At 33.7% G+C, this 20,134-nt stretch carries 21 protein-coding genes, 5 pseudogenes and 1 other annotated feature; of the genes and pseudogenes, 4 read left to right on the forward strand and 22 right to left on the reverse strand.

What is annotated here, in order from left to right; translation table 11 throughout:
* Positions 1-580: 580 nt before the first annotated feature.
* The 9 genes and pseudogenes from FTU75_RS13785 to FTU75_RS13825 form a co-directional block, all read right to left on the reverse strand.
* Complete coding sequence (locus FTU75_RS13785; protein ID WP_180109932.1) at positions 581-1,024, reverse strand: hypothetical protein; 444 nt, start codon at positions 1,022-1,024, stop codon at positions 581-583.
* Positions 1,024-1,311 (reverse strand): hypothetical protein, encoded by a 288-nt coding sequence (locus FTU75_RS13790; RefSeq protein ID WP_227591931.1) that lies wholly within the window; start codon positions 1,309-1,311, stop codon positions 1,024-1,026. Before FTU75_RS13790 ends, FTU75_RS13785 begins: the two co-directional genes overlap by 1 nt.
* 71 nt (positions 1,312-1,382) lie before the next feature.
* Entirely contained in the window at positions 1,383-1,814 is a 432-nt protein-coding gene (locus FTU75_RS13795) for a hypothetical protein (protein WP_180109933.1), read from the reverse strand.
* A complete protein-coding gene (locus tag FTU75_RS13800) occupies positions 1,807-2,052 on the reverse strand; it encodes a hypothetical protein (protein ID WP_227591932.1) in 246 nt (81 codons plus the stop codon). Before FTU75_RS13800 ends, FTU75_RS13795 begins: the two co-directional genes overlap by 8 nt.
* Before the next feature lie 103 nt (positions 2,053-2,155).
* A complete protein-coding gene (locus FTU75_RS13805; RefSeq protein WP_180109934.1) occupies positions 2,156-2,575 on the reverse strand; it encodes a hypothetical protein in 420 nt (139 codons plus the stop codon).
* A 2-nt stretch (positions 2,576-2,577) separates the two neighbouring features.
* Positions 2,578-3,015 (reverse strand): hypothetical protein, encoded by a 438-nt coding sequence (locus tag FTU75_RS13810; protein WP_180109920.1) that lies wholly within the window; start codon positions 3,013-3,015, stop codon positions 2,578-2,580.
* Between the two features lie 47 nt (positions 3,016-3,062).
* Positions 3,063-3,398, reverse strand: a pseudogene (locus FTU75_RS13815) (transposase); the annotation flags it as partial.
* A 119-nt stretch (positions 3,399-3,517) separates the two neighbouring features.
* On the reverse strand, positions 3,518-4,453 hold the full coding sequence (locus FTU75_RS13820) for a hypothetical protein (RefSeq protein WP_180109935.1): 936 nt from the start codon (positions 4,451-4,453) through the stop codon (positions 3,518-3,520).
* Positions 4,454-4,817: 364 nt separating this feature from the next.
* A complete protein-coding gene (locus tag FTU75_RS13825; protein ID WP_180109936.1) occupies positions 4,818-5,024 on the reverse strand; it encodes a hypothetical protein in 207 nt (68 codons plus the stop codon).
* Between the two features lie 260 nt (positions 5,025-5,284).
* On the opposite strand from FTU75_RS13825, the pseudogene FTU75_RS13830 reads away from it, so the two are divergent.
* Positions 5,285-6,161 (forward strand): annotated as a pseudogene (locus FTU75_RS13830) (IS5 family transposase).
* On the forward strand, positions 6,155-6,781 hold the full coding sequence (locus FTU75_RS13835; protein WP_180116203.1) for a hypothetical protein: 627 nt from the start codon (positions 6,155-6,157) through the stop codon (positions 6,779-6,781). The pseudogene FTU75_RS13830 and the gene FTU75_RS13835 overlap by 7 nt, the downstream one beginning before the upstream one ends.
* A 270-nt stretch (positions 6,782-7,051) precedes the next feature.
* On the opposite strand, the gene FTU75_RS13840 is transcribed toward FTU75_RS13835, so the two are convergent.
* From FTU75_RS13840 to FTU75_RS18500, 7 genes and pseudogenes are all read right to left on the reverse strand, one after another.
* Positions 7,052-7,354, reverse strand: a complete 303-nt coding sequence (locus FTU75_RS13840; protein ID WP_180109938.1) for a hypothetical protein — start codon at positions 7,352-7,354, stop codon at positions 7,052-7,054.
* An 844-nt stretch (positions 7,355-8,198) separates the two neighbouring features.
* Positions 8,199-9,262: pseudogene (locus tag FTU75_RS13845) on the reverse strand (IS3 family transposase); the annotation flags it as partial.
* Positions 9,015-9,132 (reverse strand) — a sequence feature (AL1L pseudoknot). (Overlaps the previous pseudogene by 118 nt.)
* Positions 9,263-9,488: 226 nt before the next feature.
* On the reverse strand, positions 9,489-10,853 hold the full coding sequence (locus tag FTU75_RS13850; protein ID WP_180036244.1) for an NAD(P)-binding domain-containing protein: 1,365 nt from the start codon (positions 10,851-10,853) through the stop codon (positions 9,489-9,491).
* A 512-nt stretch (positions 10,854-11,365) separates the two neighbouring features.
* The gene (locus FTU75_RS13855) at positions 11,366-11,851 is read right to left on the reverse strand and encodes a tetratricopeptide repeat protein (protein ID WP_180109939.1); all 486 of its coding nucleotides are present in this window, start codon (positions 11,849-11,851) and stop codon (positions 11,366-11,368) included.
* Positions 11,852-11,972: 121 nt separating this feature from the next.
* The gene (locus FTU75_RS13860; RefSeq protein ID WP_180116213.1) at positions 11,973-12,971 is read right to left on the reverse strand and encodes a hypothetical protein; all 999 of its coding nucleotides are present in this window, start codon (positions 12,969-12,971) and stop codon (positions 11,973-11,975) included.
* Positions 12,952-13,971, reverse strand: a complete 1,020-nt coding sequence (locus FTU75_RS13865; RefSeq protein ID WP_180109940.1) for a DUF6708 domain-containing protein — start codon at positions 13,969-13,971, stop codon at positions 12,952-12,954. The genes FTU75_RS13860 and FTU75_RS13865 overlap by 20 nt, the downstream gene beginning before the upstream one ends.
* A gap of 13 nt (positions 13,972-13,984) precedes the next feature.
* The gene (locus tag FTU75_RS18500; protein ID WP_227591933.1) at positions 13,985-14,293 is read right to left on the reverse strand and encodes a hypothetical protein; all 309 of its coding nucleotides are present in this window, start codon (positions 14,291-14,293) and stop codon (positions 13,985-13,987) included.
* A gap of 615 nt (positions 14,294-14,908) precedes the next feature.
* On the opposite strand from FTU75_RS18500, the gene FTU75_RS13875 reads away from it, so the two are divergent.
* Complete coding sequence (locus FTU75_RS13875; RefSeq protein WP_218948105.1) at positions 14,909-15,859, forward strand: SUMF1/EgtB/PvdO family nonheme iron enzyme; 951 nt, start codon at positions 14,909-14,911, stop codon at positions 15,857-15,859.
* Positions 15,860-15,879: 20 nt separating this feature from the next.
* Here the strand turns inward: FTU75_RS13875 and FTU75_RS13880 are convergent, their stop codons facing one another.
* Positions 15,880-16,266, reverse strand: coding sequence for a hypothetical protein (locus FTU75_RS13880; RefSeq protein WP_180116204.1), 387 nt, complete (start codon positions 16,264-16,266; stop codon positions 15,880-15,882).
* 317 nt (positions 16,267-16,583) lie between these two features.
* Here FTU75_RS13880 and FTU75_RS13885 point away from each other — a divergent pair.
* Positions 16,584-16,952: pseudogene (locus tag FTU75_RS13885) on the forward strand (SUMF1/EgtB/PvdO family nonheme iron enzyme); the annotation flags it as partial.
* A 175-nt stretch (positions 16,953-17,127) separates the two neighbouring features.
* Here FTU75_RS13885 and FTU75_RS13890 read toward each other — a convergent pair.
* From FTU75_RS13890 to FTU75_RS13910, 5 genes and pseudogenes are all read right to left on the reverse strand, one after another.
* Positions 17,128-18,072, reverse strand: a pseudogene (locus FTU75_RS13890) (IS5 family transposase).
* A gap of 374 nt (positions 18,073-18,446) precedes the next feature.
* The gene (locus FTU75_RS13895; protein ID WP_180109942.1) at positions 18,447-18,887 is read right to left on the reverse strand and encodes a hypothetical protein; all 441 of its coding nucleotides are present in this window, start codon (positions 18,885-18,887) and stop codon (positions 18,447-18,449) included.
* Positions 18,871-19,311, reverse strand: a complete 441-nt coding sequence (locus tag FTU75_RS13900; RefSeq protein ID WP_180109943.1) for a hypothetical protein — start codon at positions 19,309-19,311, stop codon at positions 18,871-18,873. The genes FTU75_RS13895 and FTU75_RS13900 overlap by 17 nt, the downstream gene beginning before the upstream one ends.
* Positions 19,308-19,754, reverse strand: a complete 447-nt coding sequence (locus tag FTU75_RS13905; RefSeq protein ID WP_001031991.1) for a hypothetical protein — start codon at positions 19,752-19,754, stop codon at positions 19,308-19,310. The genes FTU75_RS13900 and FTU75_RS13905 overlap by 4 nt, the downstream gene beginning before the upstream one ends.
* Positions 19,747-20,130, reverse strand: a complete 384-nt coding sequence (locus tag FTU75_RS13910; RefSeq protein WP_180109944.1) for a hypothetical protein — start codon at positions 20,128-20,130, stop codon at positions 19,747-19,749. The genes FTU75_RS13905 and FTU75_RS13910 overlap by 8 nt, the downstream gene beginning before the upstream one ends.
* Positions 20,131-20,134: the final 4 nt, after the last annotated feature.

The following is a 20,134-nucleotide window of genomic DNA, read 5'->3' on the forward strand; positions in this document are numbered from 1 at the left end:
CCTGAAATACCTGACATAATAACCAAATAATGTAAATGAAAGAATAAGGGATAATTTTTCAACATTTCTTTTAGTTGTGAATCAGCTATTTTGTGATATCTATCATTCCCATAAAAAGCTTTAAATGAGGTATTAAATTTTATATTTGATATTTCTCTCCAGTAAGCACTGGGAAACATACTCAAATAAAAGAAATCAAATGGTTCCATTAGTCTTTTAAATTTTCTCTCATCCTTATATATAATTTTACAAATTCCTTTTAGATAAATATTGGTATAGATATAAAGACTTATGAAGAAGATCCACAATAAAATAAAGAATAAAAGCCCGACCATTCCGATGAATGTTGTAGGTTCAGTTTTATATAACTTAATAATAAATTCTATCATTTATTTTCCATAACTTTTTCAACTAAATCGTATGATTTACCAGCATAGTGACCTGCAATCTCAGATGTACCTTTAGCGGCAATAGCAGCTCCAGCAGCAACAATACCAATAACAATTAATCCTGTTCCACCTGTCGCAAGACAATTAAATAACTAGCTTTTTTAGAAGAAACCTCGGTTTTCGATAGAACTCTAATTTTTTTTAAAATACTGATCCACAGAGTAGCCAAGAAACAAAAAGATCAAACTTAAAATTCCAGATAGCATAAATAGATAATGAAGATAAAAAAACATTGGGTAATTTTTCAAAAACTCTTTTAACTGATAATCACCTATTTTTTGATATATATTATTCCCATAGAAAGCTTTAAATGAGGTATTAAACTTTATATTTAATATCTCTTTCCAATATGCACTAGGCAAAACACTTAAATAAAAAAAATCAAATGGCTCCATTAATCTTGCAAACCGTTTCTCATCCTTATACACAATTTTGCAAATTTCTTTTAGATAAATATTAATATAGATATAAAGGCTTATTATAACCACCCATGCCACTACAATAAATAAAATACCAACTAAAATAATAAATAAACCAGGTCTATCTTTAGACATAGATAATAGAATTTCCAACATTATTTATTCCTAATTTCGTCAATATAGTCATAGGCTTCACCTACGCCATATCCTGCAATTTCACTAGCACCCTTTGTAGCCATTGCTCCTGAAGCAGCCACAATACCTATTACAATCAACCCAGTTCCACCTGTGGCGAGTCCAATCACAATAGCACTCACTACTGCTCCAGCAACCAAACCAGTACCGACTTTGGCAGTCTCAACAATCGTTGTTCTTGCTTTGTCTTCTGGCGCGGCTTCATATACATTTACACCAGAACTCACAACATCCGTAGTAATAGACACATAGCCTGCTATTTTAAGAAAAAACCGAGACATTAACTCGGTTTTAGTTTTTGATAGAGTTTCAAATCTTTTTAAAAATAATGTGCATGAATGTATGCATAAAGCATAAATAAAGTACCTAAAATACCTGACACAATGATCAAATAATGTAGATAAAAAAATACGGGATAATTTTTCAACATTTCTTTTAATTGGGAATCACCTATTTTTTGATATACATTATTCCCATAGTAAGCTTTAAATGAAGTATTAAACTTTATATTTGATATTTCTCTCCAATAGGCACTGGGCAACATACTCAAATGAAAGAAATCAAAGGGCTCCATCAATCTTGTAAATCGTTTCTCATTCTTATATAAAATTTTGCAAATTCCTTTTAGATAAATATTGCTATAAATATAAAGGCTTATGAAGAAGACCCACAACAGAATAAAGAATAAGAAACCAAAAGCAAAGAGTGCAAATATATGATCTGAAACCAATAAGTTGATAATTTTATTCATTTATACTTTCCACTTTATCATACATATATCCCGCACCAACGCCAGCAATTTCTGATGCACCTTTCGTAGCAAGTGCAGCCGATACTGCTACAATTCCAATAACAATTAATCCTGTGCCACCTGTAGCCAAACCGACAATTAATGCTGCTGTAAATGTGCCAGCAACAATTCCAGTTCCTAGCTTTGCTGTCTCAACCACTGTTGTTCTTGCTTTATCTTCAGGTGCAGCTTCATACACTTTTATGCTTGAACTCACGACATACGTAGCGATAAACACATAGTCATAAAACTTAATAAAAAGCCGAGATGTAATTATCGATCTCGGCTTTTAACACAATTATTTAACCTAGTTCAAAATAATATGACGCCAACATTAGTGACATAAATAAAATTCCAGAAAACAGAATCACATATTGTAAAATAAAAAAAACTGGGAAGCTTGTTAGTAAGCTCTTTAACTGCTCTTGATTCATTTTTAGGAAGAAATCTTTTCTATAAAGACTTTTAAACTTTATCCCTTTCTTTAAATGCAACAGCTCCCTCCAAAAAGTAGTAGGTATAAAGCTAATGTATATAAAATCAAAAGGCTCTAATGGTGCTTTGTACTTTCTTTCATTACCAAAAGCAATCCTGCAAATCCCTCCCAAATTTAAACAAACATATACATACATAACAAAGTATAGTAAAAACATCGCTATAAGGAAAAAGAATGCTAGTGCCCCCATAGGCATTTTTTGAAATACTAAAATAAGTTTATCCATTGTTATTTATCAGCCACAATGTCATACAATCCACCAGCAACATCCCCACTAATATCACCAAAAGCTTTAGATGCTCCAGCTCCCGTTAACGCTACAATCCCAATGACTATAAGTCCAGTTCCACCAGTTGCAAGACCAACAACAATAGCACTTACCACTAATCCAGCACCAATGCCTGCGGTAACTTTAGCAGTCTCAACAACCGTTGTTCTTGCTTTATCCTCAGGTGCAGCTTCATACACTTTTACGCTTGAACTCACAACATCCGCACCAATAGACACATAACCAGCTATTTTTAATTGTGTCGCAAACTTACCGATTTTACCCATTTCTTTGGCGTATTCTTTGAGTCCGCCTTTAAAGTTATTGTCTCTAACCAATGCCGATTGCTTCAACATACGGCGTATATTGGTAGTTTTAATCGACTGATCCCAACGCAAGAATTTCTTAGTTCCTTCGTTATCTAACTCCCTATACAAGTTTGCATACTTCTTTGGTAGCTGATTACAATATCAATATGCTTTTGTCTTCTACAAAGCGTGGTGTAATCTGGAGCTATCCAATTTAATCCGCAAAGTTTAATCAGACTTTGCACAAAGCCTTTGACCATTCGCAAAGACAATTTAAATAAAGATTTGATCATTAATCAGCATTGAATAGCAGTATCGGAGTAAGTTTGATTTCGTCCATGTTTGCCTTGTGATTGTGCATACCACTAGGTCTTTGGATCGAACCAAATAGTAATATTCCCACGATTAATGAGGGCTCTGTTATATGCGGGCCAATTGGTTGTGCGGTAGATTTTGTGTGTAGGCTTCTGCATTTGAAAATTATATTGCTGAAGAAGCCCTCAAGAACAGCTTTGTGCAACAAAGCCTATCAATACTCATAATTAAATAGCTTTGCTAAATAAAACTATGGATTAAAAATATCATTTAAAATTTAATTGATCCATTCTTGAGGAACTTGAGGGATTTTAGATGTTCTCACACAAAGCCTTCTAATTAAGAATTGAGGAATACCAAAAATCAAAAGATTTAAATTAAAGTCTGAAGGTAATTTCACTTGATCTGTGAAATAATCTCGCTCTGAAAATCTTAGTAGTTTAAGTCTAAACCAAGTTTCTCTTGCTATCTCTTTACGGTCAATGACATTCGGGGCATAGTAATGAATATTATTTTTTAATTTTTCTAAGTCTTCACCCGCCATATAGCGTCTAAAAAACTCCCAATGACCTTCAACCAAACTTAAGCTACGAAATCTAAATGGAAAGACGACCACTTGTTGAATGATCTCATTTTGATCAATCAGTGAAGCATTCACAGCGTATTCATGATTTTCATTAATATTTATAGAAAAATGATAATCACTCCATGGAGCTGAAATCCATTTTTTTTGGTAAGGCTCAAAATAGTGTAATTCTTGCTTTTTACGGTTAAAAATTAACGGGTAATGTGTATAGCCAAATAATTCGCGACCGAATGAAATATTAAATATTTTTATTAAAAGATAAGTACTTCCAATCAGGGCAAAAGTCCCTATTATAAGAGCAAAAGATATTTCATTTTTAAAAAGTGCATAAAATAGAAAAAAAAGTAAAGAAGAACTGATTATTAATAATATGATGGAGAACCATATAGAAAAAATTGATGGCAATCCTCTAATTTCGTCCCAAGCATCAGTACAAACTAGGTAATCATCATTAACTTGCTGGATATTAAAATATGGAATCAACTTGTTTTTTAATTTTTCTTTAGGATCTAAATTAAAATTAATCAATCCTCGTTCATTAATATAAGTTAATATCTTTGGTCTTTCATGATTAATTTTTAACCCTAGTATTAAATTCTGATTCTCATAACCATAGTTACCGCTCATAATCTTCCTTTTATTTCTTAAGATCTACTATTCTTCAATTAGAACTACTAACTTCTTCAACGGCCATTATATAATTTTTTTCAAGTTGATCTAAAGAAAATCCTGCATCAGATACCCCCCAAGCACTTTGTTCAAGCCATTGTATAAGCTGTTGCCTACGATTATAGTCAGCATAATAATCAATTCCAAAACCAACTATAATTAAAGCAACTCCCCATCCAGTCGCTCCTAACCCAGTAAACGAGCTGACATAAACGTTGTACCTTTACGTAAAAGATAAGTTGAAGCTATTAGCGAGATTCCAAATGCTCCATCAAAAATCTTGCTAGTTTTATTATTTCGATTAAAAGAAATCCAAGCATTTTTAAATTCTAAAGCAGCAAAAATGGTAGCACCACCATATAAACCAAAGCGAGCGATTCTCGTGGTCCAACCTTTTTAAATATCTTAATTTTGCTGATTCACCAACCTGCAATACTTTCATTTGAAGCTGACGGTTTAACACATCCGCAACCTTGCCAAATGTTGCCGCAATTACACCAATAAAATTAGTCCCCGTTTGTAAATTCACTTCTGTAACCATGCCTTACGTAGTGCTAAACCATCTAGATGGCCAAACACTACAAATGGGAGAGCGCTTAACCGTACGGCATAGTCATGCTCACCCAGTACAACCAATAGATTTTCCTGAAAGATTTAAAGGGGTAATTAATCCAAACTTTGACAACTCTGTCCGCTGTGTAGTAAACCAAACTAAAAAAATTATGTAGTCTCACCGGCTTTGTTGCACAAACCTATCTGTAAAGGCTTTTTCAGCGATATAATTTTCAAATGAAGAAGCCTACACACAAAATCTATCGCACAACCAATTGGCCCGCATATAACCGAGCACTCATGAGTCGCGGAAATATTGCCATTTGGTTTGATCCTGCTACGCAATGGTATGCTCCATCAAAAGGCAAACAAGGGCGAAATCAAACCTACTCCGACGCAGCTATCCAATGCTGCTTAATGATTAAATCCTTATTCCGTCTATCTTTACGTATGGTCACTGGCTTTGTGCAAAGTCTGATTAAACTTTGTGGATTAAATTGGACCGCACCAGATTACTGTACGCTTTGCAGAAGACAAAAACATATTGATATTGCGATTAATTATCAAAAAAAGCAGTGGTGGGCTTAACTTGCTGGTAGACTCTACCGGTCTAAATTTTTTAGGTGAAGGTGAATGGAAAAGGAAGAAACATGGACCTGAATATCGTCGCCAATGGCGTAAACTTCATATTGGTATAGATGCTGAAACCCTTCAAATACGCGCCATTCAACTCACTACAACTAATGTGAGTGATTCACAAGTGCTTGGTGATTTACTCGATCAGATTCCACAAGATGAGCAGATTGACTCTGTTTATACCGATGGCGCTTATGACACCAAACAATGTCGTCAGGTCATTGCAGATCGGCAAGCGCATGCGGTGATTCCACCTAGAAAAAATGCGAAACCATGGAAAGATACAAAGATCAGCTCGCTAGCGCGAAATGAATTACTTCGAACAGTTAATCTTGCGAAGCAGTGCTTCTCAAAAAAAGCAGGAACACCATATAAAGTATTTCCAACAGATCCAAGTAAATATACGAAAGAAGATCCTAAAAAATTAATTAAAGAGTATTTTCCTGCAATGAATGATTTGGATTATATAAAATGGTAACTAAACATGCTTTATTGATATTATGTTTTTTTGCACTAATGGGTTGTCATGAAAAAGATAATCCTGCTGAGAACCATCAGAAGATAAATATTATTCCTAAAATTGAGAAACTTGTTGTGACAAATGATGAATATGATAAAGAATATTTTGGATCTCTAAGAGATTGGATATCAGAAAATGATTTTTTGAAAATATCTGAGTATGTTATAAAAAAAGCAAAAGAAAATAATTTTCAGGATATTGATCCTGTTTTAGGAAAAAAAGAAAAAATGTATAGCAAGGATTTTAGCGATCCTTATATGTCTTATCATTATATTAATATTCCTAATTTACCTCAAACGGAAGTTTATTTGAAATATAAAAAAGATAATAATAAATTAACTTATATTTCTTTATCCTCTGGTGGACCAGTAAGCTTTATTTTGAAAAATTCAGATATAAATGTATTAAATGAATTAAAATTAAAACTATTGAAAAAAGAAAAGCTTAGTTCCTCAAATCAACTAGCGGAATATCAACTGAGTGACGGAACTTTAAAGTATCAGGTAGTAGCAAAAAATACCCTAGATGATACAAGCTTACCTAAAGAATTCTATAGCTTTGATATATATATAGAATAGTTGAAAATAAATTTTTGAGACTGTTCTAAATTTTGTGTAAATGCTTAATTTTAATTTATCATTAAAAGAATAATTACAAAAGGTACTTCACATAGAAAACAATATAAAGTCATTCGTAATTAAGTTGATTATTTTCAGTGGTTCTAAAGATTTCCTAAAATTAACATAATACGCGTTATACGAAAGGCCCTATTTACAGGCCTTTTAATCATCTGATTAACATAAAATCTCTTATGCGAAATCAAAAATGGGGGCCTTATAGCTCCATTTTTATTGATTTTTGCTTGATAGAGTATGAGCAATAAAAATTCCTATAGCAGCAGCTACGCTATACGTAATATAAAATTGAGTTTGAAAAAGAGCTTCTCTTGTTATTATCCAGATAATAAAAATTATTAAACTCGTAGAGATTATTGCAAGGCTAAAATTTTTATAAGGAGCTAATTTATATGATAAAAAACCATATCCTAATAAGCCAAAAATATTTAAGTAGTCTTTCCCATCTAGCAAATATACATCCATTACAACATTGACGATTAAAAACAATAAAGGAAAAAAAAGAAATTTAAACATGAATATAAAAACCTATATTTTTAAGATAGTTACAATTGGCAATTGTAGTTTAAATGAATGACATGCATTTTATAATTATCATTATTTCTTTATTTGAATTTGAGTATAGTTCTGGATTTTGTACTTCACCATCATATTTGGTTAAATATTCTCTAAAATTAACATAATACACACTATACAAAGCTCTATAAATAACATTAACCTAATGATTTAAAATAGTTTTTCAATAAAAAAGCCCGACATCCTGTCGGGCTTTTTCGTATTGGTTCGCTTGGCATGACTCCTGTCGTACCGCCGATCCTTGTGCGATTATTTATTTTTATTCTGCGGAACGTCCTGTTCTCTTATGACTTCATGATATTGAATACAAGGGATTGTGAATATCCGCAAAACCCCTAAATTCATGTGCGCTCAGGCGTACAAAATTGGTGGATTTTTATCCCAAGAGTTGTCCGCAGAAATTGGGGATTATTTCTAAACTGTGACCCTTGAGAAATCAGGAAAAAACGCAAAAAAGAATATTTTTTGATCAATTTTATTGGCTAAAAGTATCAAAATTGCTTAAAAAGAAACCGACTTGTTTCCAAGTCGGTTTTTTGTTGTTTTTCAGGGGGATGAAAATTTTTTAACTATATGAAAAACAAGGATATTTTAAAAAGCATTTCGTATAACCTCTATTATGTTAAATTAAGTATACTTGAATATTAGCGTTAGTGTATCAAGCATTAAAATTTAGCGCCTACATTCAAAGGCGCTTTTTTATTAAAACTTAATTTTTTTTCACTATAGAGGCTTTCATTAAATTTGAAGCGTACCGGGTTTGTCGGAGACATTTTTATTTAAGTTAGGCCACCTGACCTAACGGGTTAATCTTATCATAGTACATTGCTTCAAACTCAAAAGGAGGTACATAACCCAATGCGCTGTGTACACGCTTTTTGTTAAACCAATCTACCCAATTTAATGTCGCAAGTTGTACATCCGCTAAACCTTGCCAGTCTGCTTTTAAATATTCAATCACCTCTGTTTTGTATAACCCATTCACTGTTTCAGCCAAAGCGTTATCGTATGAATCACCATTTGTACCGACTGACGCTCGTAAATTTGCTGCTTCTAGACGATTGGTATAGCGACTGGAAAGATATTGCACACTTCTATCGGAATGATGAATCACATTCTTTGGCATCCCTCGATCATGCAATGCTTGCTCAAGTGCATCGAGCACCATATCTGTATTCATCCGTGTAGATACTTTCCATCCAACAATTGCTCGTGAGAACACATCAATAATAAAGGCGGTATAGACCCAGCCCGAATGAGTTTGAATATACGTAAAGTCACTCACCTGAGATACCGTCTTGGTAGTCAATCAGGTTTTGAGATTATTCGACCAATAAATAATCTCTTTGATAGGCAGTCAGATGTTTTAAAACGCCATAACACCTTGTATACCTAGCTTCTGTATCAATCGAGCAACTGTACAACGTGCGATAACATAACCTTCACGTTTCAATTGTTGCCAGACCTTAAGCACACCATATCGGCCTGAACTTTCTTTCCAAATTCGTTTAATTTGTTCAGCATGATGCTCATCATGTAGATCTCGTTTCGCTCGATGTTCTGGATTGTCAGCGAGATCTAAAGTTCGTTAATAGGTTGAAGCTGAGATCGGTAAAATCCTACAAATCGCATCAACACCGTATAACACTTTATTATTATGGATGAAATCCATCATTATTTGTGTGGGCGGTCGAGCTCCGCCTGGGCGAAAGCACGCTTTAATTCTTTAATTTCACGTTCCATTTGCTTCATTTTTTCTTGATCAGATATCTGTTGTACTTTAATAGGATTTTGCTGATCTAAATGCTTTTGATGCCAGGCACGAAGTGTTTCAGGAGTACAACCAATCTAACGGATGGCTCTAGTCCTCCTATTTTTCAAGTCAATTTCTTATCCGCGATTCGAGTTATATAGAAACTTTTTAGATGAATATTCAATCTTCTAATATTTTATTAGCAATTTTCAAATGTGATTCTGTACCTTTTAGATAAACTTACTCGTGTATATGAATTTTATCGTATAAAAATGGGAGCAAAGCTCCCATTTGACTTCTAGCTACTTTTCTAAATTTTGGCTAAATAAAATTTTTCTCTTTAGCACCTTCTGAATCTAAATAGTTCTCTAAAGAATCATCGAGAGCTTCTAACCAAGGCGTATGATGTGGTCTTGCCATTTTTCCAGTCATAACTGAACGATACGTTTTATCTCTAAATTCCATAATATTTTCTTTCTTGTGCTTTTTCCACTGCATGAAAATATTATGCACCCCATCAACGTCAAAATTAGGGTAATCTGTTTCACTAATTAAATATTTCACATATTCACCTTGGAAACGTGCTTTCTTTTCATCTGTACTTAGAGCTTTCTCTTCTAAATGCTTCTTCTCAGTATGATGTTGCATTTCCATGATATTTGGCAAAGAAATTTTACCTAATATGATATCTCTAACATACCAAGCTTGGGCATCAAACATATTGAAGGTATACCATTGATCTTGCATACCTAGATAAAATAAACGGGGATTTTTTTCCCATACCACACCTTGGTAAAGATCTAGTGGATATAAACAATTGTGTGTTCTTAAACGCAATTTATCTTCGATAAATGGGAAATGATGAAGATAACCAGTACACAAAATAATCGCATCAACTTTTGCCGAAGTACCATCTCCAAAATAAGCTTTACGTTCATCTACACGTATTAGCTGTTTTTTCTCAGACCAATTTTTCGGCCATCTAAAATCCATCGGTTTGTTACGATAACAACTATAGATTTGCTTCGCGCCATATTTGTAGCATTGTGAACCGATGTCTTCAGCCGAATAGCTACTGCCCACAAGCAGTACCGTTTTATCTGCAAATTCACGGGCATCACGAAAATCATGGGCATGTAAAATACGACCATGAAAACGATCAAAGCCTTTATATACGGGTACTTTTGGTGTCGAAAAGTGCCCTGAGGCTACAATCACATAGTCAAACTCTTCCACATAGTGTCTTTGGTTCTTGTAATCTTCTACTTCAACAGTAAATTTCTTTTTATGTTCATCGTAGCAGACATGCTGCACCGCGGTATTGAATCTGACCAAATGTTTGATCTTGGCTTTTTCCGCACGACCCTTAATATAATCCCACAACACTTCTCTTGGTGGGTAAGAGGCGATGGGCTTTTTAAAATGTTCGTCAAACGTATAATCCGCAAACTCTAATGCTTCTTTTGGCCCATTAGACCACAAGTAACGGTACATACTACTATGAACGGGCTCTCCATTTTCATCTACACCTGTACGCCAAGTATAGTTCCATTGCCCACCCCAATCACTTTGTTTTTCAAAACATATAATTTCGGGAATTTCTAGACCTTTGGCCTTTGCTGATTGGAATGCTCTTAATTGTGCCATGCCACTAGGACCTGAACCAATAATTGCTATTCTAGTCATCGCTATCTCCATTAGTTTTAATAGCTTCGCCTATCTCCAATTTTGATTTTATTTAGGATCGTAAGAATAGTTTATGTACAAACCTAAATTTATAGATTAAGGATAATCCACTCAAAATAGGATGCGAAGTAAAAAAAAATATTGTAGGCTACATTTATATTGGATATATAACATACAGAAAAGAATAAAAACTATATCATAAAAACTCATATAAAAATATAATATAAATAATAATATTAAATATAACAATTTAACTTCTAAATTTTTTTAATTTAATTTTGAATAACCTGAAGATCAGTGTAAAAAATCCTTACAATATAAAGCTTTAATGCAGAAGATTATCAAACAACGTTTCATATCCTAGAATTTTAATCGTATATTTAACATAAAATCTCTTATGCGAAATTAAAATTGTAACTCCAAAAGGCTTTGTTGCATAAATATGTAAGCATCTGATTTAAATAAATTTAATTTTGGATCAAAAAATAATCAAAACTTTTAAAATCATATAGTTATGAAATCTTTGTGCAACAAAGCCTTCCTAAAGTAAACTGAGCTTCTGAAAGTTCTTTTTTTGACGACTCCTCAAAATATTTTAATGCTTGTACATCATCCTGCTTTACGTACTTACCTTCTTTATACATAACTCCGAGGTTATACAAACCTATTTCATCATTTTTCTTCGCTGCTTTTTCAAACCAATAAAATGCTTTTTCATAATTTTGATTCACCCCTACCCCATCATAATACATACGAGCAACTTCAGTTTGAGCTTTTGAATGGCCTAGCTCAGCTGACTGCATCAGTAATGAAAAAGCTTTTTTATAATTTTTTTCCTTACCATTAAGACCTAGGTAGTAATCACCAGCTTCAACATACAACTGCTCTGAACTTTTATTATCTACATGTGTACCTTTTTGAAAATTACTTTCTTTAGTACAAGCGGCAAAAAATAGACACATTATTGTACAAAATAATATCAATCCAATTTCTTTCATACTCTTAACCTAACCTTTAATCTGCACCAGATGGGTGATTTTCTAATCCAGGATCTTTTTCAGTAGCAGTCCGATTCAGCAGTCGCCTTAAGTTCTTTATAAAAAGCCCGGGTGGGCTTTTTTATTTATCCATCATTTTAAACATCGTAAATTCAAAATTATCTTTTGCGCTGACTTCCTCTGGGCGCTCTAAATCCATTTTGTTTTTTCGTACTACATCTTCATGCCAAACGGGCAATGGTTTGATATGCAATAAAATTCTTCGTGCAACAAAGTTACACACATCAAATGGATAAGCAAATAAAGCTGGAACCCAATTATAATGATAAATGATTCGAAATGATTTCCATGTATCTCTCCAACTTTCTTTTGCACCCACGACCTTTTGACAATAGGTTAGTTGGGTAAACGGATCGATGGTACCGTACATAGGATGCGGTTTGGGGTAAAGCTCCTCTGGTCCTTTCATCATAAAATGACAAATAAAAGTCCATAAACCTTGAGTACGAAATATTCCAATCATTGGAAAGCCAATCACAAAGGTATGTTTTAGGATGCCGTCTTCGATGATATGTGCCCGAAGCTCTCGTAATGGAATGCCAGACAACCCAAAACTACTGCCCATAATATAAACTACATCTGTCCATTTCTTTTCTATATATTCTTGATCATTAATATAGAAAAAAACTTTACCTGTTTTTCTATTAAAAAGAACAGGCTTACAAATAGGTTGTTTATGATCATATTTAAAGTAAGGACGTAGAAATGCAACACAAGGAAGTCCTATTACAAAAAGTACAGCTATAAGGAAAAAAAAAGCCTCTCCTACACTAGAATTATCAAGAAAAGAAAGAATACCAATGTAGTAAAATAAAAATAAAAATAATGGAAACATTGGAATTAATAAACTTATTCCTTTTCCTAACCTTGCATAAGATTGATCAATCAATTCAATATAGTCATCATTCAATCTGATAAATGACCAATTATGATTACGTTTATATTTGGTCGTATCGTCAGGTTTGAGTAAAACATCACCTTCTTCCAACTTGGAAAAGGGAATGTTCTGTTCAAAAATATCATAACCAAAGATATGTTTTTTAATTTTCAATATCTGGATCTTTTATATACACTTTTCTTGACTTCGCATCGTAATGAAAATGCCTATTGATGTCAGCATTAACGATATAAGGATCATCCTTATCAATCGTACAATCGTTTAAAATTGATTCTGGCCACATTGGCACTTTGCAATCCCACATAGCATACACTCTTCCCCACTTCCAGAATACAGACTCTAAGATAAGGAAACGTAAATAGTAAAAGAACTTCGAACCAAAACTATTAATATCCACACGGTAATAACTAAATTCACGAGATTCTTTTTTTCCGACAATGTCATTACAAAATGTGACTTTAGAAAAAATCTTATATTCATCATTTTCTAGTGATTTTATATCTTTGGGATAAAGCTTTTCTGGCCCCTCTGCCATATAGATACAAATCATCCCCCAGAAAGACTCTAACAATTCTATTGAAGGTACAGGTGGACCAATCGCTACAGTATGTTCAATGAGTTGAGATTCTTTATTTAATATAAAACCCCAAATTTCATAATCACCTTGGAATGAATTTGGTTGAACAATACAAAATTTCATATCTTGCCAATTTCCAGATTGAAATTTTCCCTGCATATCTAAAAAATAAACACGTTGATTTTTACGATTAAAGCGAATAGGGAAATGTGTAAAGTTATTATTATCAGGTTTGTAGTTAAAAAATAAAGGATATATAACAAAAAAAATGGAACCACCGAGAAAAGCTGAAAAATAATAAATAATATTAAATCTTTCAACTGATATTTGATATATTAAAATCAAAATCATAGAAATGAGAAAGAAAAAAAGAAAATAAAGATTTTGTGCATTGAAATGCCCTTTATGTGTATAAAATTTATTTTCGACATCTAAAAAAGTACTGTTCATTTGAGTAATTGCAAACAAATGATTACAGTGTTCAGCATCAATCCTAGGACTTTGTTGTAAATTTTTTTCAGGGTTTAATTTATTTATTAGGATATTTTTTCGATATTTAGGCCATTGACCTACTGATGTTGGCATAACTCATCAACTCTTATGAAAACACTTTAGAAAAATCTTTTTGTTGCTGTGCATAGGATGTATATGGAACGCCTTTTAACCCTTCTTTATTACCAACGAAAGATAATCGAAGCCACTGCTGAAGGCTACTTTCTTTAATTTTAGCATTCCAATATAAACCACCGCGAGCAATTCTCGTGGCCCAACCTTTTAAATATCTTAATTTTGCTGATTCACCAACCTGCAATACTTTCATTTGAAGCTGACGGTCTAACACATCCGCAACGTTGCCAAATGTTGCCGCAATTACACCTATAAAATTAGTTCCCGTTTGTAAATTCACTCCTGTAACCATGCCTTACGTAGTGCTAAACCATCTAGATGGCCAAACACTACAAATGGGAGAGCGCTTAACCGTACGGCATAGTCATGCTCACCCAGTACAACCAATAGATTTTCCTGAAAGATTTAAAGGGGTAATTAATCCAAACTTTGACAACTCTGTCCGCTGAGTAGTAAACCACACTAAAAAAATTATGTAGTCTCACCCAATACAGCTATATCATGCTTGATGGAGTTGTATTTCCTGATTTTCAAATAATGCACACGTTAAATGACATTCATTCATTCCCGAGTCGAGACACAGGTTTTAAATATATTAATAATGGCATTTTACATGTTACAAAATACTTGATCTTTACGTCCAAACCACTCATGCTAATTGTCATATCAAACAAACAAGCAGTTCGAGTTGTCCAGTGTAATCCCCTTATAGATCAATATCCCCTTGGTTTCGAGTTAAGTCGAGTTTGAGATAATGCTTGCATGACCTTGATGTAAACTTAAGCTGTTAGACCTATTCAGAGTGGCTCAATAAATAACAAAAACTCTCTTTTTGAGATATTAAATTTTCTTTATTCTTTGGCAATATTTTAACAACTCTATAATTTTTAAGAATATGATCAATCAAAACCTAGCCATTATTTTACTATCAACCTTTGCTTTAAGTGCTTGTGCAAAAACCACCAACGAGACTCAAGCTCCTTCTACTCATCAAAAAAATGTTTCTCCCGAATTACAAGCACAAATTCAAAAATTGCTAGAAAAAACCAAGAAGAATATGATTTTTGTGGAAGGTGGTACTTTTATGATGGGAGATTTTGATCATTACGACAGCAAGATTGATAGCAAACCTGTTCACAAAGTAACTCTAGATAGCTTTAGCATGTCTGCTTATAAAGCCACCTATGCAGATTTAGACATATACAGTGCTGCAACCAATACACCCAAAGTGGTCTCAACTGAATCCTTATCTTCAAAAGCAAGATATCCTAACTCGTCTGCTGGTGTCTCTTGGCAAGAGGGACGAAATTATTGCCAGTGGTTAGGTATACAGCTAAAACTTGACATAGACCTCCCGACCGAAGCCCAATGGGAATATGCTGCTCGTAATAGAGGTCAAAAAATTCATTTTCCAACCAATACAGGAAAAATTGAGAATGGTGTAAATGTATGGAGTTTTGAGCAACGTATACAGTTACGTAAAAAATATAAAGCACCTAAGTCACTTATCTCTGAAGTAGGACAATACCCACCTTCAGCTCTAGGTTTTTACGACTTAATGACTGACAACTATGAATGGATGCTCGACTGGTATGCAGCAGATTATTATCAATACTCCCCAGAAAAAAATCCGCAAGGCCCTAAAGCAGGAACCAAGAAAGTTCTACGTAGCGCTAAACCTCTAGATGGCCAAACACTACAAATGGGAGAGGGTCTAACCGTACGACGTAGTCATGCTCACCCTAATCAGCCCCTCGATTTTGACGAAGAATTTAAAGGGGTAATCAATCCAAATTTTGAAAATTCTGTACGCTGTGTAGTAAACCAAACTAAAAAAATTATGTAGCCTCACCCAATACAACTCTATCAAGTTTGATAGAGTTGTATTTCCTGATCTTCAAATGGCGCTAGAATATCTAAATTTGACGCTAAAATTGCTTCATTTCCTACGTAGCCGTCCATATAATCCAATTGCTTGAATTGAATATCATCTTGATTTTTTTCAATTAAATGATTCAAAGGATAGCCTTGTATCGGTTTTGCCTGCTTACGGTATTTCAGGAAATCTTTTAACCATTGGTTCTCTCGACCACCTGCATAGTCTTGCCGCGAATTGAGCGCAATAATAATATCTTCAGCAATACTGACATATTCACCATAGTTTAAAAAGCGAATAATCTGCCCTTCAATCTTTCTCATCGCTTCTGGTGTGTGCTTATCTCCATCAGGGCTAACATGTTGAAGCACATTCATCCATTCCCCGAGTCAAGACACATGTTTTAAATATATTAATAATGGCATTTTACATGTTACAAAATACTTGATCTTTACGTCCAAACCACTCATGCTAATTGTCATATCAAACAAACAAGCAGATCGAGTTGTCCAGTGTAATCCCCCTATAGATCAATATCCCCTTGGTTTCGAGTTAAGTCGAGTTTGAGATAATGCTTGCATGACCTTATTTTACTATCTACTTTTGCTTTAAATGCTTGTGCAAAAAGTGCGAATGAGCCACAAACTCCTTCAATGGCAAGTATGAAACAGGTCGTAATGTCTGGAGTGATGAGCAAAGAGATCAAGTCAGTAAAAGTTTAAATTTTAGTGCTACTGTTCCTTTGCTAGGTCATTTCCCACCAACACCTTTGGGGTTCTACGATATGGCAACCGATAACTATGAATGGATGTCCGATTGGTTTGATCCACAGTATTATAAAAACTCACCTGAACTCAATCCACAGGGTCCTAAGTCGGGTAAATTAAAATCCGTAAGGAGTACACGTCAAGAAGGAGCAGCACAAAGTTTAGCTACGGGAGGCAGTGTTACTACGATTTATAGGGATGGAATGGAACCAAATCCTCAATCAACTAGCCCCAATATAAATCAAAATAATAGTACATCTGTGCGCTGCGCTTCCAATTCAACGAAACCTTTTTAAAGCAATAAATTTAAATTTTCCAACATCGGATGGCTTATGCCATCCGAGTTTTATCAACATCTTTGTGACTATACATAGCCACATCCAAATCCTCAATTGGTTTTGGTGCTTGTACTAAAAAACGGCTTTGTTGCACAAAGATTTGAAATGCAAAGCGCCCCTAATGGAGCCAAATTTAAGGCGTAACTTGGGTAAGTGGTCGACCTAATTCCGTAAATCTGTTAAGGACTGCTACACGTGCATGGATCTCATTCACTTGGCTATCAAAACTCCTTGCACAGAGTTTATCTCCTAATAATTTGATGCAATGCATCTTAGTTTCAACCAAACTTCGCCGATGATAGCCTGACCATTTTTTCCATAGTGTCCTGCCTAAACGTTTAATTGCTCGAAGTAATTCATTTCGCTCTAGCGAGCTACTCTTTGTATCTTTCCATGGTTTCGCATTTTTTCTAGGTGGAATCACCGCATGCCCTTGCCGATCTGCAATGACCTGGCGGCATTGCTTGGTGTCATAAGCTCCATCAGTATAAACAGAGTCAATTCGTTCATCTAAGTGAATTTGAGAAATTAAATCACCGAGCACTTGCGAATCATTCACATTGTTTGTAGTGAGTTATGTTGCACATATTTGCAGGGTTTCAGCATCTATACCAATATGCAGCTTACGCCATTGGCGACGATATTCAGGTCCATGTTTCTTGCGTTTCCATTCGCCCTCACCTATAAACTTCATGCCTGTAGAGTCTATGAGTAGTGCAGCCCATCGCTACTTTTTTGGTAGCTGATTACAATATCAATATGCTTTTGTCTTTTACAAAGCGTGGTGTAATCTGGAGCTATCCAATTTAATCCGCAATAATCAGACTTTGCACAAAGCCAGTGACCATACGTAAAGACAGACGGAATAAGGATTTAATCATTAAGCAGCATTGGATGGCTGCGTCGGAGTAGGTTTGATTTCGCCCTTGTTTGCCTTTTGATGGCGCATACCATTGCGTAGCAGGATCAAACCAAATGGCAATATTTCCGCGACTCATGAGCGCTCGGTTATATGCGGGTCAATTTTAGAATGCCGTTGACAGGTTGTACGGTAGATTTTGTGTGCAGGCTTCTTCATTTGAAAATTATATCGCTGAAAAACCCTTTACAGATAGGTTTGTGCAACAAAGCCTTTACGCCTATACAATAGGTTTCAGAACCTATTCCAGCTCCTTTATAAGTCCAACCATCTTTTCTCAATAATTCAATAATTCAATAATTCAACAATTTTAGAGGTCTTATCTGACTTTAATGGCAATTCCAAATAAGCTAATTGAGCCTCCGCACGGTTTAACGAATTAACAATTTTTACATCATTACCTACTACTTGTTTCATTTTAATCAAGAACATATATTTGTCAGCATCTTCTTTATGAGTTCGTTTATAACAACCAACTTGCAATATAAAAAAAAAGCAGAACTAGCACTGAAAATATTTTTTTCATTAGGAATTTATTCACACATATCTATTCCCCATTTATCATACATGTAAGACACACCATTCATATTATAGCCCGTTATATTTAATTCTCTTCCTTTATAGTCATAAACATTATTTGATATAGGAACAACAATATTCATTTTATTATGTAAGCCTAAACAGTAAGTATCTATGCCTTGACCATGTCCTTTTAGTACCCAACCATCCTTTTTTAACTGACTAACTACTTCATCTATCTGATTAGTATTTTTTGGTAAATCAAAAGAAGAAATTTGAACTTCTACTTTACTCAATGAGTTCACAATTTTAAGATTATCACCTAATAAAGCTTTCATTTTTACTTCAAATGGATACTTATCTGAAGGCTGCTCATATATTCTATTAGAACAACCTATTTGAATTAATAAGGAAGAAATTAATATAATTTTCAAAAAATCATTCACACAAATCATCCCCCCACTTATAGTAACGATACAAAACCGTATTAACATTATAGTTAGTTATTTTTAACTCCCCACCTTTATAATCTTTAATTTCTCCAAAAATTGGATTAACTATATTAATTTTATTATTTAGACCTAAACAATATGTATCAACTCCTTGTCCCTTCCCCTTTAATACCCATCCATCTTTCTCTAAATACTTGACTATTTTATCTAATTTTCTAGAGTCTTTAGTAAATTCAAAATAAGAAACTTGTGCTTCATATTTATTTATAGAATCTATAATTTCAAGATTATTCCCTAATAATACTTTCATTTTTTCTTCAAATGGATATTTATTAGAAGGTTGCTCATGTACTCCATTAGAACAACCTATTGGTATTAACAAAGAAAATGAAGATATTAATTTTAATAAATTTCTCATATAAATCATTTACATATATCCAAACCCGATTTATTATAACTATAAGAGACTATATCTTTATTATAATCAGTCATATATAAATCACCGCCTTTAAATGTAGTCACAGTTTTAGAAGTAGGGCTAACAATATTTATACTATTATTTACGCCTATACAATAGGTTTCAGAACCTATTCCAGCTCCTTTATAAGTCCAACCATCTTTTTTTAATAATTCAACAATTTTAGAGGTCTTATCTGACTTTAATGGCAATTCCAAATAAGCTAATTGAGCCTCCGCACGGTTTAACGAATTAACAATTTTTACATCATTACCTACTACTTGTTTCATTTTAATCAAGAACATATATTTGTCAGCATCTTCTTTATGAGTTCGTTTATAACAACCTACTTGCAATATTAAAAAAAGCAGAACTAGCACTGAAAATATTTTTTTCATTAGGAATTTATTCACACATATCATCTCCCCATTTATCATAGGAATATAAAACAGCATTCACAGAGTAATCTATTCGTTTTAATTTCCCACCTTTAAAATCATAAAGTCCACCAGAAGTTGGTATAACAACATTAATTCTATTATTTCTCCCTAAGCAATAAGTATCAACGCCCCGCCCTTTTCCTTTCAATATCCATCCATCTGTTTTTAACAGACTAATTACTTTGTCTATTTGATTAGTTTCTTGGGGTAAATCAAAAGAAGAAATTTGAACTTCTGCTTTACTCAATGAGTTCACAATTTTAAGATTATCACCTAATAAAGCTTTCATTTTTACTTCAAATGGATACTTATCTGAAGGTTGTTCATATATTTGATTAGAACAACCCATTTAT

Source organism: Acinetobacter sp. YH12140 (assembly GCF_013418475.1).
GTDB lineage: Bacteria > Pseudomonadota > Gammaproteobacteria > Pseudomonadales > Moraxellaceae > Acinetobacter > Acinetobacter amyesii.

Bases quoted from the DNA above. Each gene is read 5' to 3' on its own strand.
- FTU75_RS13785 (WP_180109932.1), bottom strand. From the start codon at position 1,024: ATGTTGGAAATTCTATTATCTATGTCTAAAGATAGACCTGGTTTATTT.
- FTU75_RS13795 (WP_180109933.1), bottom strand. From the start codon at position 1,814: ATGAATAAAATTATCAACTTATTGGTTTCAGATCATATATTTGCACTC.
- FTU75_RS13805 (WP_180109934.1), bottom strand. From the start codon at position 2,575: ATGGATAAACTTATTTTAGTATTTCAAAAAATGCCTATGGGGGCACTA.
- FTU75_RS13820 (WP_180109935.1), bottom strand. From the start codon at position 4,453: ATGAGCGGTAACTATGGTTATGAGAATCAGAATTTAATACTAGGGTTA.
- FTU75_RS13835 (WP_180116203.1), top strand. From the start codon at position 6,155: ATGGTAACTAAACATGCTTTATTGATATTATGTTTTTTTGCACTAATG.
- FTU75_RS13840 (WP_180109938.1), bottom strand. From the start codon at position 7,354: ATGTTTAAATTTCTTTTTTTTCCTTTATTGTTTTTAATCGTCAATGTT.
- FTU75_RS13850 (WP_180036244.1), bottom strand. From the start codon at position 10,853: ATGACTAGAATAGCAATTATTGGTTCAGGTCCTAGTGGCATGGCACAA.
- FTU75_RS13855 (WP_180109939.1), bottom strand. From the start codon at position 11,851: ATGAAAGAAATTGGATTGATATTATTTTGTACAATAATGTGTCTATTT.
- FTU75_RS13865 (WP_180109940.1), bottom strand. From the start codon at position 13,971: ATGCCAACATCAGTAGGTCAATGGCCTAAATATCGAAAAAATATCCTA.
- FTU75_RS13875 (WP_218948105.1), top strand. From the start codon at position 14,909: ATGATCAATCAAAACCTAGCCATTATTTTACTATCAACCTTTGCTTTA.
- FTU75_RS13880 (WP_180116204.1), bottom strand. From the start codon at position 16,266: ATGAATGTGCTTCAACATGTTAGCCCTGATGGAGATAAGCACACACCA.
- FTU75_RS13895 (WP_180109942.1), bottom strand. From the start codon at position 18,887: ATGATTTGTGTGAATGATTTTTTGAAAATTATATTAATTTCTTCCTTA.
- FTU75_RS13900 (WP_180109943.1), bottom strand. From the start codon at position 19,311: ATGATTTATATGAGAAATTTATTAAAATTAATATCTTCATTTTCTTTG.
- FTU75_RS13910 (WP_180109944.1), bottom strand. From the start codon at position 20,130: ATGGGTTGTTCTAATCAAATATATGAACAACCTTCAGATAAGTATCCA.